At 70.7% G+C, this 15,148-nt stretch carries 12 protein-coding genes; 3 read left to right on the top strand and 9 right to left on the bottom strand.

Going from position 1 to position 15,148, the window contains the following annotated elements:
• Window positions 1-108 precede the first annotated feature (108 nt).
• From V6R91_RS26495 to V6R91_RS26485, 3 genes are all read right to left on the bottom strand, one after another.
• Entirely contained in the window at window positions 109-660 is a 552-nt protein-coding gene (locus V6R91_RS26495; RefSeq protein ID WP_067247676.1) for a YceI family protein, read from the bottom strand.
• A 158-nt stretch (window positions 661-818) separates the two neighbouring features.
• The gene (locus V6R91_RS26490; RefSeq protein ID WP_336397679.1) at window positions 819-1,187 is read right to left on the bottom strand and encodes an FKBP-type peptidyl-prolyl cis-trans isomerase; all 369 of its coding nucleotides are present in this window, start codon (window positions 1,185-1,187) and stop codon (window positions 819-821) included.
• Window positions 1,188-1,404: 217 nt separating this feature from the next.
• Window positions 1,405-2,484, bottom strand: a complete 1,080-nt coding sequence (locus V6R91_RS26485; RefSeq protein ID WP_336397678.1) for a PrsW family intramembrane metalloprotease — start codon at window positions 2,482-2,484, stop codon at window positions 1,405-1,407.
• A 190-nt stretch (window positions 2,485-2,674) separates the two neighbouring features.
• Here V6R91_RS26485 and V6R91_RS26480 point away from each other — a divergent pair, with 190 nt between their 5' ends.
• Entirely contained in the window at window positions 2,675-3,544 is an 870-nt protein-coding gene (locus tag V6R91_RS26480) for a fumarylacetoacetate hydrolase family protein (protein ID WP_336397677.1), read from the top strand.
• Between the two features lie 58 nt (window positions 3,545-3,602).
• Here the strand turns inward: V6R91_RS26480 and V6R91_RS26475 are convergent, their stop codons facing one another.
• From V6R91_RS26475 to V6R91_RS26460, 4 genes are all read right to left on the bottom strand, one after another.
• Entirely contained in the window at window positions 3,603-5,063 is a 1,461-nt protein-coding gene (locus tag V6R91_RS26475; protein ID WP_067247663.1) for an aspartate ammonia-lyase, read from the bottom strand.
• A gap of 66 nt (window positions 5,064-5,129) precedes the next feature.
• Window positions 5,130-6,050 carry a phosphodiesterase gene (locus tag V6R91_RS26470; protein WP_336397676.1) on the bottom strand — a complete coding sequence of 307 codons (921 nt, stop codon included), beginning with the start codon at window positions 6,048-6,050 and terminating at the stop codon, window positions 5,130-5,132.
• Window positions 6,051-6,065: 15 nt separating this feature from the next.
• Entirely contained in the window at window positions 6,066-6,398 is a 333-nt protein-coding gene (locus V6R91_RS26465; protein ID WP_271061592.1) for a hypothetical protein, read from the bottom strand.
• Entirely contained in the window at window positions 6,395-7,849 is a 1,455-nt protein-coding gene (locus tag V6R91_RS26460) for an inorganic phosphate transporter (RefSeq protein ID WP_084344651.1), read from the bottom strand. The genes V6R91_RS26465 and V6R91_RS26460 overlap by 4 nt, the downstream gene beginning before the upstream one ends.
• Before the next feature lie 182 nt (window positions 7,850-8,031).
• Here V6R91_RS26460 and V6R91_RS26455 point away from each other — a divergent pair, with 182 nt between their 5' ends.
• Both V6R91_RS26455 and V6R91_RS26450 read left to right on the top strand, forming a co-directional pair.
• Window positions 8,032-10,161, top strand: coding sequence for a S9 family peptidase (locus V6R91_RS26455; RefSeq protein ID WP_336397675.1), 2,130 nt, complete (start codon window positions 8,032-8,034; stop codon window positions 10,159-10,161).
• A 284-nt stretch (window positions 10,162-10,445) separates the two neighbouring features.
• Complete coding sequence (locus V6R91_RS26450; RefSeq protein ID WP_336397674.1) at window positions 10,446-11,285, top strand: DUF559 domain-containing protein; 840 nt, start codon at window positions 10,446-10,448, stop codon at window positions 11,283-11,285.
• A gap of 221 nt (window positions 11,286-11,506) precedes the next feature.
• Here the strand turns inward: V6R91_RS26450 and V6R91_RS26445 are convergent, their stop codons facing one another.
• Both V6R91_RS26445 and V6R91_RS26440 read right to left on the bottom strand, forming a co-directional pair.
• Window positions 11,507-12,535 (bottom strand): 6-phosphofructokinase, encoded by a 1,029-nt coding sequence (locus V6R91_RS26445; RefSeq protein WP_067247646.1) that lies wholly within the window; start codon window positions 12,533-12,535, stop codon window positions 11,507-11,509.
• A gap of 254 nt (window positions 12,536-12,789) precedes the next feature.
• The gene (locus V6R91_RS26440; protein WP_336397673.1) at window positions 12,790-14,943 is read right to left on the bottom strand and encodes a DEAD/DEAH box helicase; all 2,154 of its coding nucleotides are present in this window, start codon (window positions 14,941-14,943) and stop codon (window positions 12,790-12,792) included.
• Window positions 14,944-15,148: the final 205 nt, after the last annotated feature.

Here is a 15,148-nt window from a genome sequence, read left to right as displayed (position 1 = left end):
CCCGGCGGGGGGGGGGGGGGGGGGGGGGGGCGCCCCCCCCCGGCCGCCCGCCCCCGGCGGGGGGGGGGCCCCCCCCCGCGCCCCCCCCCCCCCCCTCCCCCGACGAGATCAGTCCTGCTGCAGAGCGCCCTGCAGGTCCAGGTTGATCGTGATGTCCTTGCCGACCAGGACGCCGCCGGTCTCGAGAGCGGCGTTCCAGGTGAGGCCGAAGTCCTCGCGGTTGATGACCGTGGTCGCGGACGCGCCCGCCTTGTAGTTGCCGTACGGGTCGGTGCCGAAGCCGCCGAAGTCGAACGCGAAGCTCACGGGCTTGGTGATGCCGCGGATGGTCAGGTCGCCGTCGACGAAGAAGTCGCCGTCCTCGACGCGCGCGCCCGTGGACACGAACTCCATGGTCGGGTGGTTCTCGACGTCGAAGAAGTCGGCCGAGCGCAGGTGGTTGTCGCGGTTCTCGTCGTTCGTGTCCACCGAGGTGACGTCGACGCTCGCCTCGACGGTCGCCTCGAGCGGGTTCTCCGGCGCGACGAGCGTGGCGCTCTTGACGCCGAACGTGCCGCGCACCTTCGAGATCATCATGTGCCGGACGCTGAAGGTCACCTCGCTGTGGGCGGGGTCCAGGACCCAGGTGCCTGCACGGTAGCCGGGGATGTCGATCGTCATGGGTGTCTGCTCCTCGTGAAGTCGTCGCCGCGCTCGCGGCACGTGTGATGCAACTTCCATGCGCGTGAATGTATTCCCGTGCATGGGAAATTCCTCGTCACACAGAAGGACCCCGCTCGATCGCAGGGATCGAACGGGGTCCTCGTGGTCGGCGTCGGTCAGCCCACGGCGACGAGATCGATGATGAAGATGAGGGTCTTGCCTGCGAGGAAGTGTCCCGATCCGGCGGGCCCGTAGGCGAGTGCCGGCGGGATGACGAGCTCACGACGCCCGCCGACCTTCATGCCGGGGATGCCCTCCTGCCATCCCTGGATGAGGCCCCGGAGCGGGAACTGGATCGTCTCCCCGCGGCCCCAGGAGGAGTCGAACTCCTCGCCGGACTCGAACTCGACACCCGCGTAGTGGACCGTGACGGTGTCGCCGGGCTTCGCCTCGTCGCCGGTCCCCTCGATGATGTCGCGGACGACCAGCTCGGTGGGAGCCGGTCCCGTCGGTGCGTCGAACTCGGGCTTGGTGCGCTCAGTCATGTGTCCATCCAAGCCGAGGTCGCCCGGAGCGGTCAACGCGGTCGGTGCGCTGAGGGCGAAATCCTCTCCCCCGCGTCCGTCCGCTTCCCGGAGCGGACCCCGCGCCCAGGCCTCTTGACATCGCTCGGCGAGCGGGTGCACCCTGTCTGTAGATCAACTCAGCGCCCGGGAGATACGCAGGCATCGCCGCGACACCGGGCGCTGAGTCTGTCCGTGCTCAGTAGGCGAGCAGCGCGGCCCTCGCCGCCGCGGTCCGGGCCAGAAGCGCCCGCTCGTCCTGCGCCGCGAGCGGATCCGTGCCCGCGATCGCCCGCTGACGGACGGCGGCGAGCGCCGTCGCGTCCTTGATGAACCCGCGCATGATGGGCCGACGGTCCTCCCGCAGCGACGCCGCCCACGCGAGCGCCGCCTTGCGTCCGTCCCTGGTGGCGAGCATCGTGACCTCCTGCGGGGTGAACCACCCGGCCCGCGCATAGTCGTCGAGACGTGTCCGGGTCACGCGCTCCTCCTCCCTGCGGAGCAGGATGATCGCGATGATGAACCCGATGAACAGCGGCACCTGCAGGGTCGCGTAGAGCGCGAAGAAGTCGCCGAACATCGCCGAGCCGTTCCAGAGGGCGTGCAGCAGGACGGCGCCCAGCATGCCCAGCGCGGCGGCGCCGATCACACTGCCGGCCGCCCGGACTCGCCGCGCGGCGAGGCCGATGGCGAACCCGGTCACGGCGGTGAACATCGCGTGCGCGAAGGGCGAGAGCAGACCGCGGAGCACGAACGTCATCGTCAACGAGGCGCTGTCCCCCTCGATCATGCTCACGGCGAAGTACTGGATGTTCTCGGTGAAGGCGAAGCCGGCGCCCACGAGGGCGCCGTAGACGACCCCGTCGATCGGGCCGTCGAACGCGCGACGGGCCACCGCGAAGATCAGCAGGACGCCGAGCCCCTTGAAGAACTCCTCCACCACCGGGGCCTGCACCACGCTTCCGAAGCTCTCGCGCAGCGGGCCGCGGATCACGAAGCTCAGCCCGAGGTCGACCAGCAGCGACAGGCCCACCGCCGCGATCGCTCCCCAGGCGAGGGCGAACGCCATCACCCCCTTGGGCTCGGGCTCCCACCGGTCGATGAGGTGCACGCCGAACAGCACGATCCCGAGCGGCACGAGGGCCAGGACCAGCCCCACGACCGACGCCGCCGTCCCGAGGAAGGTCACGAAGTAGCCGACCAGACCGATCAGGACGAGGGCGAGGATCCCGAAGAGCCAGATCGAGACGCTCCGCCCCTTGCGAACAGGCACGGGCACGACCGGCACCTGCGCCGGCGGCGCGACGGGAGCCGGAGGTGCGTACCGAGGCTGAGGGTGTTGCGGTGCGCCGTACGTCATGCCTCAGAGCCTAGACGGCGGCGGGTGCTCCCCCGACGCTCCTTCCGGTCCCGCCTCCGGCCCGGTCCGGCGCCGTCGGGTCCGGCCGCTCCTCCGGTAGCGTTGAGGCATGCGGTTCGCTCATCTGCGTTCCCCCGACTCTCCTTCCCCGGTCCTGGCCGTGCTGGACGATTCGGGGGCGATCCTCGTCTCCTCGCTCTTCACCGGAGCCCCGTCGACGCTGCAGCAGCTGATCGACGGCGGATCCGCGCTCCTCGGCACCGTGCGCGACGCCGCGCGCACGTACGGGGGTGAGCGTCTTCCGCTGGAGGGGCTCGCGTTCGCCTCGGCGGTGATCGCGCCGCCGGCCGTGCTCGCGGTCGGCCTCAACTACGCCGCGCACTCCAGCGAACTCGGCCTGAAGACCGACACCGCGCCCACCGTCTTCACGCTGTGGCCGAACTCGCTCACCGGTCACGAGCAGACCACCTCCTGGCCGCGGTCGCTGAGCGAGTCCGTCGACTACGAGGCCGAGCTGGGGGTGCTCATCGGCACCGCCGCCAAGGACGTAAGCGCCGACGACGCCCTCGCGCACGTGTGGGGCTACACCGTGGTCAACGACATCACGGCCCGCGACATCCAGTTCGCGGAGGCGCAGTGGTCGCGCTGCAAGTCCTTCGACGGGTTCACGCCGACCGGCCCGGTCGTGGTGACGGCGGACGAGATCCCCGACCCGCAGGACCTCCACATCTGGACGGTCGTCGACGGCCACACCGTGCAGGACGCGACGACCGGGCAGATGGTCCGTTCCGTGGCGACCTTGATCGCCCATCTGTCGCAGTCTCTGACGCTGCTCCCGGGCACGCTGATCTCGACCGGCAGCCCGGGCGGCGCCGGCTACTCAAGGGACCCGCAGATCTTCCTCCGCGACCGCTCCACCGTGACGGTGGGGATCGACGGGATCGGCGAGCTCACCACGCACTGCCGCATCCTGGACTGACCCGCTCCACGCAGAACGCCCCGCCGAGACCGGCGGGGCGTTCTGCGTGCTCGGGAGATCAGTCGTCCGCGAGGTCCTCGGCCGCGATGACCGGGATCGCGGCGGTGACGGTCTCCAGCCCCGACAGGCGGGCGGGCGAGAGCTGCTTGGTGACGTCCTCGCGCGACATCAGACCGGCCTCGACCACGAGGTCGGCGACGCTGCGGTGCGTGAGCAGAGCGGTCTTCGCGAGCGCCGCCGATGCCGCGTAGCCGATGAAGGGCGTCAGCGCGGTGATGACGCCGACCGACGAACCCACCATCGCGCCGAGCCGATCCCGGTTCGCCGTGATGCCGTCCACGCAGTTGACCCGCAGGGTCCACATCGCCTGACGCATCCACGTGATCGACTGGAAGATCGAGTGCGCGATCACCGGCTCGAACGCGTTCAGCTGGAGCTGACCGCCCTCGACCGCCATCGTGACCGTCATGTCCGCTCCGGCGACGGCGAAGGCGACCTGATTCACGACCTCGGGGATCACCGGGTTGACCTTGCCGGGCATGATGCTGGATCCGGCCTGCATCGCCGGGAGGTTGATCTCGCCGAGCCCGGCCTGAGGGCCGGAGGAGAGCAGACGGAGGTCGTTGCAGATCTTGGAGAGCTTGATCGCGTTGCGCTTGAGGGATGCGGAGAACGACATGAACGAGCCGGTGTCGCTCGTCGCCTCGACGAGGTCGTCGGCGGTCACCAGGTCGAGGCCCGAGATCTCCCGCAGGTGGCGCAGCACCGCCGCGGCATAGGCCGGGTGCGTCGTGATCCCGGTGCCGATCGCCGTGGCGCCCATGTTGATCTCGAACAGGAGCGACGCGTTCTCGGTCAGACGCGTGTGGTCGTACCCGAGCGTCGTCGCGAACCCGTGGAACTCCTGCCCCAGGGTCATCGGCACGGCGTCCTGGAGCTGCGTGCGCCCGACCTTGAGCACGTCGTGGAACTCGGCGGCCTTCGAGAGGAACGACCGGCGCAGCAGGTCGAGCTCGTCCAGCAGCGCCACGAGGTTGAGCGAGAGCCCGATCTTGACGGCCGTCGGGTACACGTCGTTCGTCGACTGGCTGCGGTTGGTGTGGTCGATGGGCGACAGGAAGTCGTAGTCGCCCTTCTCCCGGCCGGCCATCTCGAGGGCGATGTTGGTGATCACCTCGTTGGCGTTCATGTTGGTCGACGTCCCCGCGCCGCCCTGGATCACGCCGACCACGAACTGGTCGTGGAACTCACCGTCGATGACGCGCTGCGCGGCGGCGTCGATGAGGTCCGCGCGATCGGCGTCGAGCACACCGATCTCCTTGTTCGCCCGGGCGCTGGCCTGCTTCACCATGGCCAGGGCGCGGATCAGGTCGGGGTACACCGAGATCGGGCGCTTCGTGATCGGGAAGTTCTCCTCCGCGCGGAGCGTGTGGATCCCCCAGTACGCGTCGGCGGGGATCTCCTTGCTGCCGAGGGAGTCGGTCTCAGTGCGGGTCAGGGCAGGCGCGTCAGCGGCCATGGACACATCCTTGTGGGTGGTGACGAACGGGAGGAAGGGGGATGCGACCAGTCTATCGTCGTGCGCTCAGCGCTCCGGCTTCCGCGAGAACGCCTCCAGCCGCGCCTCGGGGCTCAGCGCCGCCATGCGCGCGACCCACTCCGCGCTGAACGCGTCCACCGTGTCCGCCTCGACGACCGGCACGACGGTGTGCGTGATCGTCTCCGGGCGCACGTGCACGAGCTGGAACGCCTGCGCCGCGTCCCGTCCGTTGACCTCCGGCGCAGGCAGGGCGACGTCCATCGTGTAGCAGGTCGCGGACGCGACGCTCACCGGGATCCCGGCGAACGTCCCGCTCAGCGAGTAGTGCAGGTGCCCGGCGAGGATCCCGCGCACGTCGGTGCCGGCCAGCACCGCGGCGAGCTCCTCCTGATGGCGCAGCTCCAGGATGTCGAAGAACGGCAGGTGGCTGGGGACCGGCGGGTGGTGCATGGCCAGGAGCGTGCCGTGCGGCGCCGGCTCCCGCAGCACGTCGGCCAGCCACGCGAGCTGCTCCGGGTCGATGTCGCCGTGGTGCCATCCGGGAACGCTCGTGTCCAGGGCCACGAGACGAAGGCCGCCGAGGTCCCAGACGCCGGTGACCGGCTCCTCCGTCGGCTCCGCGTCGAGCAGATGCGCGCGGAGCTCCGGCCGCTCGTCGTGGTTCCCCGCCACCCAGACCACCGGCGCGTTCAGCCGCTCCGCCACCGGTTCGACCGCGGCCCGCAGCCGCCGGTACGCGTCCGCCTCGCCCAGGTCGGCGAGGTCGCCGGTCACGACGATCGCGTCGGGGCGGGCCTCGACCCGCTCGATCGCGGCCAACGTGCGCGCGAGGGCGGCGTCGACGTCGAAGCGGTCCCCGAGCCGCGCCCCGCCGGCGAGGAGGTGGGGATCGCTGACGTGGACGAGGGTGTGCGTCGGAGGGGCGTAGCGGCCGAACCGCACTGCCGCGGACTCTCCCGTGGACATGCCGTCAGGCTATCGTCACCCGCGGACGATGAGGACGATCCCCGCGATCACGGCGAGGGCGCACAGCGCGAAGCAGACGTACGCGGCCACCAGGGCGAGACGCTTCTGCCCCTCGGTCAGCGGGCTCTTGCGCGCCGCCTTCTCCGCCTGCTTGGCGGCGCGACGGATCTCCTTCTCCGACACGACGGCGATCGCATCCGTGAACTCGGCGGGCGTGACGACGGGGATCTTGCCGGCACGCACGAGCAGACGCAGCCCGAGCGCGTAGAAGCCGACGATCGCGACCGCCCCGATGAGGGCGGCGAAGAACACGCTGACGAAGGCCGACCAGTCGATCTCGACGCTCATCGCTTCTCCTCCCCCTCGGTCGTGCCGTCCCATTCGGCCAGCTCCGCGCGGGCCCGGCGGCTCGCGCCGAGCCGCTCCCACTCCTGTGCGGCGACCTCGGCCTCGGCGAGCTTCCGCGCCGCGCGCTCCGCAGCCTTGCGCGCCGCCTTCACCTCCGGCCCCTTGCCCACCGACTTCTCGAGCTTCTTGGCGCGCTTGGCCGCCTTCTCCGCCTCTGCGGCCTTGCGCTCGGCGCGCGCCTGCGCCCGTGCGAGCTCGATCCGGGTGGTCCGCCGGGTCGGCCCGGGGTTCTCGGGGAGCTCCACGGCGAGGCCCGACTCCGCCACATCGCTCATCGCGTTGGCATGCGTCACCGCGTTCTTGCGGGAGCGGAGGTAGAGGCCGACGATCACCACGAGCGCGAGGATCGCGTCCACGATGACGCCCGCCGTCCCCAGCCACACCACGATGACGGCCGCGACCGCGCCGACTGCCCCGGCCGCGGGAAGGGTGAGCAGCCACCCGATCGCGATGCGTCCCGCCGTCGCCCAGCGGACCGTCGAGCCACGGCGCCCGAGTCCGGAGCCGATGACCGAGCCGGACGCCACCTGTGTCGTGGACAGCGCGAACCCGAAGGCGCTGGAGGCCAGGATCGTCGCCGCGGTGGAGCTCTCCGCGGCGAAGCCCTGCGCGGGCTTGACCTCCGTCAGCCCTTTGCCGAGCGTGCGGATGATGCGCCATCCGCCGAGATACGTGCCGAGGGCGATGGTCACCGCGCAGGCGACGATCACCCAGAGGTGCGGGTCCGCCTGGGACGAGCTCTGCCAGCCGACGGTGATGAGCGCGAGCGTGATCACGCCCATGGTCTTCTGCGCGTCGTTGGTGCCGTGCGCGAGCGCCACCATCGACGAGGTGAAGATCTGCCCCCAGCGGAAGCCGGAGCGTCCGTCCGGCCTGCCGTCGTACCGGCGGGTGATCCCGTAGGCGACCTTCGTCGCGGCGAAGGCGATCAGCCCGGCCGTGACCGGCGCGATCAGTGCCGGGAGGATCACCTTGGACAGCACCGCGCCGAAGTTGATGCCGGCGAACCCGACACCCACCACGGTCGCGCCGATGAGCCCGCCGAACAGAGCATGCGACGAACTGGACGGCAGACCCAGCAGCCAGGTGAGCATGTTCCAGGTGATCGCGCCGATGAGCCCGGCGAAGATCATCGGCAGGAAGATCTCCGCCTGCCCGCTGATGCTCTCCTCGTTGATGATCCCGTGCGACACGGTCTGCGAGACCTCGGTGGAGAGGAACGCGCCGACGAGGTTCAGACACGCCGCGAGCAGGACGGCCGTCTTCGGCTTGAGCGCCCCCGTCGCGATCGGGGTGGCCATCGCATTCGCGGTGTCGTGGAACCCGTTGGTGAAGTCGAAGAAGAGTGCCAGCAGGATCACCAGCACGACGATGAGGGCTGCGGTTTCCACCGTTCTCTTTCGTTGAGTAGTCGCGTCAGTTGCAGGTTTGCCGACGAGATCGGCGTGACGAACGAAGAGTTCACCGTGGGTTCAGCATCCGTTAACGGGCCCGGGGAAATGATCCCACCGAGCCCCGCGGCGGTCAACTCGACCCCGCGCCCGCGTGCCCGGCGGTCGGATAGCGTGGACAGGTGAACTCCGTCGACGCCGTCACCCGCCCGGAACCCCCTCGCGCCGCCCGCCGCGCGCACACCCGAACCCACCACGGCGACGTGGTCGAGGACCCGTACGAGTGGCTCCGCGCGAAGGACGATCCCGAGGTGATCGCCCACCTGGAGGCGGAGAACGCGTACACCGAAGAGCGCACCGCGCACCTCGCACCGCTGCGCGAGACCCTCTTCGCCGAGATCAAGGGCCGCGTGCAGGAGACCGATCTGTCCGTGCCCACGCGTCGCGGCGGCTGGTGGTACTACGGCCGCACGGTCGAAGGCCAGCAGTACGGGCTGCAGTGCCGCGCCCGGATCGCGGACGACGGCGACTGGGTCCCGCCCGTGCTGGACCCGCAGATCCCCGTGCCCGGCGAGGAGATCCTGCTCGACGGCAACGCGGAGGCCGAAGGGCACGACTTCTTCTCCCTCGGCGCCTTCGACGTCTCGGACGACGCCACGCGCCTGCTCTGGTCGACGGACTTCGAGGGAGACGAGCGCTACACCGTCCGGGTGCGCGACCTCGTCTCGGGCGAGAAGCTGGCGGACGAGATCCCCGGTACGTCTGGGGCGTTCTTCACGCCCGACGGCACCGGCATCGTCTACACGACCGTGGACGATTCCTGGCGCCCTGACACCCTGTGGCTGCACCGGATCGGAACGGACGTGACCGAGGACGTGCGCCTGTTCCACGAGCCGGACGAGCGCTTCTGGCTGGGCGCGGGCATCACGCGCAGCCGCCGCTTCCTCGTCATCGGGCTCGGTTCCAACATCACCAGCGAGGAGTACCTCCTGGACGTGGACGACCTCACCGCTGCTCCACGGGTGGTCTGGCCGCGGCGCGAGGGCGTCGAGTACTCGATCGACCACGCCGTCGTCGACGGACGGGACGAGCTGCTCGTGCTGCACAACGACGGGGCGCGGGACTTCGAGCTCGTCGCCGTCTCCCCCGACGATCCTCAGGGCGCGCGACGGGTGCTCATCCCGCACACCCCGGGTCGCCGACTGGAGGACGTCGACTGCTTCCGCGACGTGACGGCGGTGGAGTACCGCCGCGAGGGGACCAGCCGCATCGCGCTGCTGGACGTCGGCAGCGGTGCGCTGGACGAGCTCGAGTTCGCCGAGCCGCTGTACTCGGCGGGGCTCGGCGGCAACCCGGAGTGGGCCGCGCCGACGCTGCGCCTCGGGTACTCGTCCTTCGTCACCCCCTCCACGGTGTACGACCTCGACCTCGCCACGCGTGAGCTCCACCTCCGCAAGCGCCAGCCGGTCCTCGGCGGCTACGACCCGGCCGAGTACGCCCAGGCCCGCGACTGGGCGACCGCCGAGGATGGGACCCGCGTGCCGATCTCCCTCGTCTGGAAGCGCTCGGCCGGATCCCCCGTCGGTCCGGACGCGGCCGGCGACCGTCCCGTCCACCTCTACGGCTACGGCTCGTACGAGCACTCGATCGATCCGGGCTTCTCCGCCATGCGCCTGTCCGAACTCGACCGTGGCGTGGTGTTCGCCGTGGCGCACGTGCGGGGCGGGGGCGAGCTCGGCCGCCAGTGGTACGAGGACGGCAAGCTCGGCAACAAGCGCAACACGTTCACGGACTTCGTCGCGGTCGCGCGTCACCTCGTCGACGCCGGCATCACCTCGCCCGGCCGCCTGGTCGCCGAGGGCGGCAGCGCCGGCGGTCTGCTGATGGGCGCGGTGGCGAACCTCGCGCCGGAGCTGTTCGGGGGGATCCTCGCCTCCGTCCCCTTCGTCGACGCGCTGACCACGATCCTCGACCCGTCCCTGCCGCTGACCGTGATCGAGTGGGACGAGTGGGGCGATCCGCTGCACGACCCGGAGGTGTACGCGTACATGAAGTCGTACACGCCGTACGAGAACGTGCGCGACGGCGTCGTCTACCCGCCCATCCTCGCCGTGACGTCGCTGAACGACACGCGGGTGCTCTACGTCGAGCCGGTGAAGTGGGTGGCGCGGCTGCGCGACGCCGGAGCGACGGACGCACTGCTCAAGTGCGAGATGGTCGCCGGCCACGGCGGCGTCAGCGGGCGTTACAACGCCTGGCGCGAGCGCGCGTTCGAGCTGGCCTGGATCCTCGACCGCCTCGGCGTCGCCTGACCCGCGCGAGGGATGCGGCGCCTCCGGCGGCGCGCGCCACGCGCCGCGCGCCCGGTGAGCCGCCCCGCGGTGCGCCGAGCGGCGTGAGGTGCACCCCAGCCCTCGCACGCCAATTCAGGCGATCGCGCGGGTTCAGGCATCCGTGGGCGCGCCCCGCCTGAACCCGCGCGATCGCCTGATCCGGCGTCCCCTCCTTCGCCCTGCACGACCGCGGGTTGCCGCCGTTCCTCCACAGATCATGTCGCGCCGGCCCGAGGACGACGCGCGCTCGGGACGATCGACGGATGCCGACCTCATCCGCCTCCGACTGGGTCCGCCGACGCGGCGGCGCCGTTCACTCGTCGACGCTGCGCGCCGCCGGGTTCACCGACCACCGGGTGCGGGAGGCGGTGGCACGGGAGGAGTTGCGCCGCGTCCGCCGCTCCTGGCTGGTGACCCCGGACTGCGATGGCCGTCGGCTCGTCGCGGCGGCCGCCGGCGGACGCGTCACATGCGTCACCGCCGCCTCGCTCCTCGGACTGTGGGATGTGGCGTCGTACGACGTGCACATCGCGCTTCCGCGCACCGCCTCCCGGTTCGATCCGTCCGGACTGCGCGTGCATTGCGCGCAAGGGCCTGTCCCGGTGCCTCCGCGCGCCCATGAAGAGCCGATCCTGAACGTCCTCTTCCACGTGGCGTCGTGTCTTCCCCGCGAGGATGCCCTGGCGATCTGGGAGTCCGCGATCCGGCGCGACCGAGTCGACGTCGACGTCCTGGAGCGGGTCAGGTGGCGAACACGTGCTGCCGCGGATCTCGCAGGGCTCGTCGGCTCGCGGTCCGATTCCGGCCCCGAGTCCTCGTTCGTCGCCCTGATGCGCGAGGTCGGAGTAGCCGTCCGGCAACAGGTCTGGATCGATGGTCACCCGCTGGACGGGCTGATCGGCGAGCGACTGGGCATCCAGGTCGATGGCTTCGCCCACCACAGCACGGCGCGAGAACGCCGTCGAGACATCCGCGCCGACGCACGACTGGCGCTCAGGGGCTACACCGTGCTGCGCTTCGATCCCCACCAGGTGCAGCACCGCGGACACGAGGTGCAGGCGACGGTGCTCACCGCGATCGCGCAGGGCCTTCACCGCGCCTGAGCCCGCGACAACAGGCAGACGCGCCAGAACAGGCAGACGCGCGAGAACACCGCCTGAAACCACGCGACCGCCTGATCTCACGCGATCGCCTGACCCCACGCCGTGGCCAGCGCCCCACGCCAGAACAGGCAGACGCGCGAGAACAGGCAGGTGAACGCCGTCGACGCTTGGTCCCGCGCGTTTGCCTGAATCGGGGCCCGGAGACGGCGGCCCAGCACGGGTCAGCCGAAGAGGGCGGCGGCCTCCTCGTAGCGGCTCAGGGGCACGGTGTTGAGCTCGCCGAGGGCCTCGGCGAACGGCACGCGGACGATGTCCGTCCCGCGCAGCGCCACCATCTGGCCCCACGCCTCATCGACGATGGCGTCGGCGGCGTGCAGGCCCAGCCGGGTCGCCAGGACGCGGTCGAAGGCCGAGGGCGATCCCCCGCGCTGGATGTGCCCAAGCACCGTGGAACGTGTCTCGATCCCGGTGATCCGCTCGATCTCCGGCGCGAGGATCTCGCTGATCCCGCCCAGACGCGGACGGTTGAACGCGTCCAGTCCCTTGTCGCTGTAGGCGTGCTCCATTCCCTTCAGCGTGAAGCCCTCGGATACGACGACGAGCGGAGCTCGGCCGCGGTCCTGCGCGCTGGTGACGAGGGCGCAGATCTCCTCCATGGACATCGGCACCTCGGGGATGCAGATCACGTGCGCCCCCGCGGCCATGCCCGCGTGCAGAGCGATCCAGCCGACGTGACGGCCCATCACCTCCGCGACCATGCACCGCTGGTGGGAGTCACCGGTGGTGCGGAGGCGATCCATGGCATCCGTGGCGATGTTCACGGCGGTGTCGAAACCGAAGGAGTAGTCCGTCGCGCGCAGGTCGTTGTCGATCGTCTTCGGCACGCCGAGCACCTGGATGCCGTCGCCGGAGAGGCGGTTCGCCGCGGCGAGCGTGCCCTCGCCGCCGATTGCGACGATGCCGTCGATGCCGTGCTTCGCGAGCGTGCGCGAGATGTTCTCCGGACCGCCGCGCTCACCGTCGTACGGGTTCGTGCGGCTCGTGCCGAGGATCGTGCCGCCCACCTTGGAGAGCCCCTTCACCTCGTGCCGGGTCAGCGGGAAGACATCGCCGTCGACCACTCCGCGCCATCCGTCACGGATGCCGACGAACTCCAGGTCGTAGGTGGTCGTCCCCTTGAGCACGATGCCGCGGATGACCGCGTTCAGGCCGGGACAGTCGCCGCCGCTGGTGAGGATGCCGATCTTCATGCTGCCGCCTTCGGGTGTTCGGGTGGGGGGGATCGGCGCCGTTGCCTCTCCCGACCCTAGCGTCGCAGGGCACCCGGCGCCATTCGACGGCGCCGAAAACCGAACTTCTTGACGCCGCTTCTCCGCGATTCTCCCGTTCTTGCCGTGGTTGCCCGCTCGGGGGCCGAAATGACAGGAAGGAATGTGACTTCTTGAGCCGAAACGACCGGAAGGCCCCGGCACGAGGTGCCGAGGCCTTCCGATGCCGGATGCCGTCACTCGCCGCCGAGCGCCTCCCGGACGAGATGCATGAGGGCTGCGAGCTGCACGGACTCGCTCGCCGCCTCGTCCACGGCCTCGCCGTCGAGCGCGCGGGCCGCCAGGCCCTGCTTCTGATCGATGAGCTCCGCGATCTTCGTGTCGATCGTGTGCGCCGCGAGAATGCGCCATGCGGTGACCGGCTCGTCCTGACCAATGCGGTGCACACGGTCGATCGCCTGCGTCTGCTCCGCGGCCGTCCAGCTCAGCTCCGCGAGCACCACGTTGGACGCGGCCTGGAGGTTGACGCCGACGCCCGCGGCGGTCAGCGAGCACACCGCGATCCCGACCTCCGGATCCGCGTTGAAGTCGTCGATCGCCTGCTGGCGGGCGGGCGTCGACTGGTCGCCGCGGATCGAGACGGCCCGGATGCCTGCGGCGGCGAAGTGCGCCTCGGCCTGATCCATGACGTCGATGTGCTTCGCGAAGAACACGACCTTGCCGACGGACCGCTGCAGCTGGGCCGCGTAGTCGGCGGCCAGCAGCGCCTTCGCCTGGCCGATCCGGCGCACCATCGTGAAGACGTTGTCCCCGCCGGTGCCCGCGGCCTTCGATTCCTCGAGCTCGTTCTGAGCGACGAGGCGCACGATGTCGTCGTCGATCTCCCCCGCTTCGAGGGTGCTGCCCATGCCCCGCTCGCCGCGCGCCTCAAGGATGCGGCGGTAGCGCGCCGCGAGCCGCTCGCCCAGCTCGCGCTCCGCCTCGCGGATGCTGCGGCCGTACTCGTCGTCGAGCTGGACGGGAAGGTCCGCGATGAGCTTGTCGGGCAGGTCCGCCGCGACGTCGATCTTCTTGCGCCGCACGATCCCCATCGAGATCACCGCGTCGCGCGCTTCCGGGTAGAAGGCCTTGTCCGCGGGGGTGAGCCCGGTCTCGTCGAGCTTCTCCATGAGCAGCGGCGCGGGCTTGTCGCCCGTGGTCCAGCCGAGGAAGCGCCAGATCGCGTCGAAGTCCTCGACGTCGTTGATGAGCGGCGTCCCCGTGAGCGCCATGAGCAGGGGCGCACCGCCGGGCGTCGTCTCCCGCACCCGCGAGGCGAGCGCCAGGACGTTCTGGGATCGCTGGGACGAGAGGTTCTTGATGAAGTGCGCCTCGTCCACCACCATGCCGCGCAGCCCGATCGCTCCGAGCCACGACAGGTGGCGGTCCAGGATCTCGTAGTTGACGATGAAGACGTCGGCGAACGCGTCGATGTCCTGCCCGTCCCCCTGGATGACGGTCGCACGGCGCCGGGGCGTCCAGCGCTCGACCTCGCGCGCCCAGTTCATCTTGACGACGTTCGGGACGACCACGAGCAGCGGGTAGGCGTTCGCGACGGACGCGGCGAGCACCGACTGCGCCGTCTTGCCGAGGCCGGGCTCGTCGGCGAGGAGGAAGGAGCGGTGCCCGGCCCGGACGGCCTCCAGGAACCGCGCCTGGTGGACCATGACCTCGAGCCCCTTGGGAGAGATGTGGTCGTACTCCGGAACCGGGGGCAGCTCCATGGTCGCCGCCTGCCCTCCGGCACCGGTCTCGAACGCCTTGTACAGCGGCCCCATCAGCTCCCAGCCGTCGAGACGACGCCGCGGCGTCGTCGTCGGTCGCGGCGTCAGGTCCGGGGCGAGGAAGGGGTTGGCCATCAGGCGGGACTCCACCGACGGCGGCGTCACCTGACGCTCAGCCAGGGCCGCGGGCACGACCGGGGCCTGGACCGGCGCCACGTCGGTGATGATGAGCTCCTCCGGGGGCAGCTCCGCCCCCGACTCGAGCAGCCAGTCGCGCCGCATCCGCTTGGCGACGGGGCTCGTCGCCTGGTCGGCCTCCAGCAGCTGGATGAGGGACGTGTCGCGCGCCGCCGTCTTCGCGAGAATCGTCGCGACGCCGTCCAGACGCTTGAGGAGCTCGGCGCGCGCGGCGTCCGCGATCTCCTCCTGCGCCTTCACCCGGGCGCGCTCCTCTCGCACGAGGAAGGCGATGACCTGGAACTTCACCCGGTTGGTCGGACCGAGCTTGCCCCGCTGGGCCTTGGCCTCGATCTCCCGCACCTTGCGCGCGAGGATCGGGATGAGGGGTGCGTCGTCGTCTCGACGCGACGTCTTCTTCCGCCGAGTGGCGGTCGCCGTGGTCGGCATGCTCCTCCTGAGCGTGGATGCCATCTTCGCCGGATGGCGAACGTACGGATGCCCCGCATGCGGCTCACGCCAGGACAGTGCGGGCGGCGGAGTCCTCCCGCGCACGGATCCGCACACGCGAACCGCGTCGGACCGACGCTCCCGATCGATGCACCGGAAAACATGGCGCAGGGACCGCGGAGGCTCCGCGGTCAAGTCTACGACA

Source organism: Microbacterium sp. CCNWLW41, from assembly GCF_037083505.1.
The sequence above is the reverse complement of the archived record's forward strand: the minus strand, read 5'-3'. Positions and strand labels throughout refer to the sequence as shown.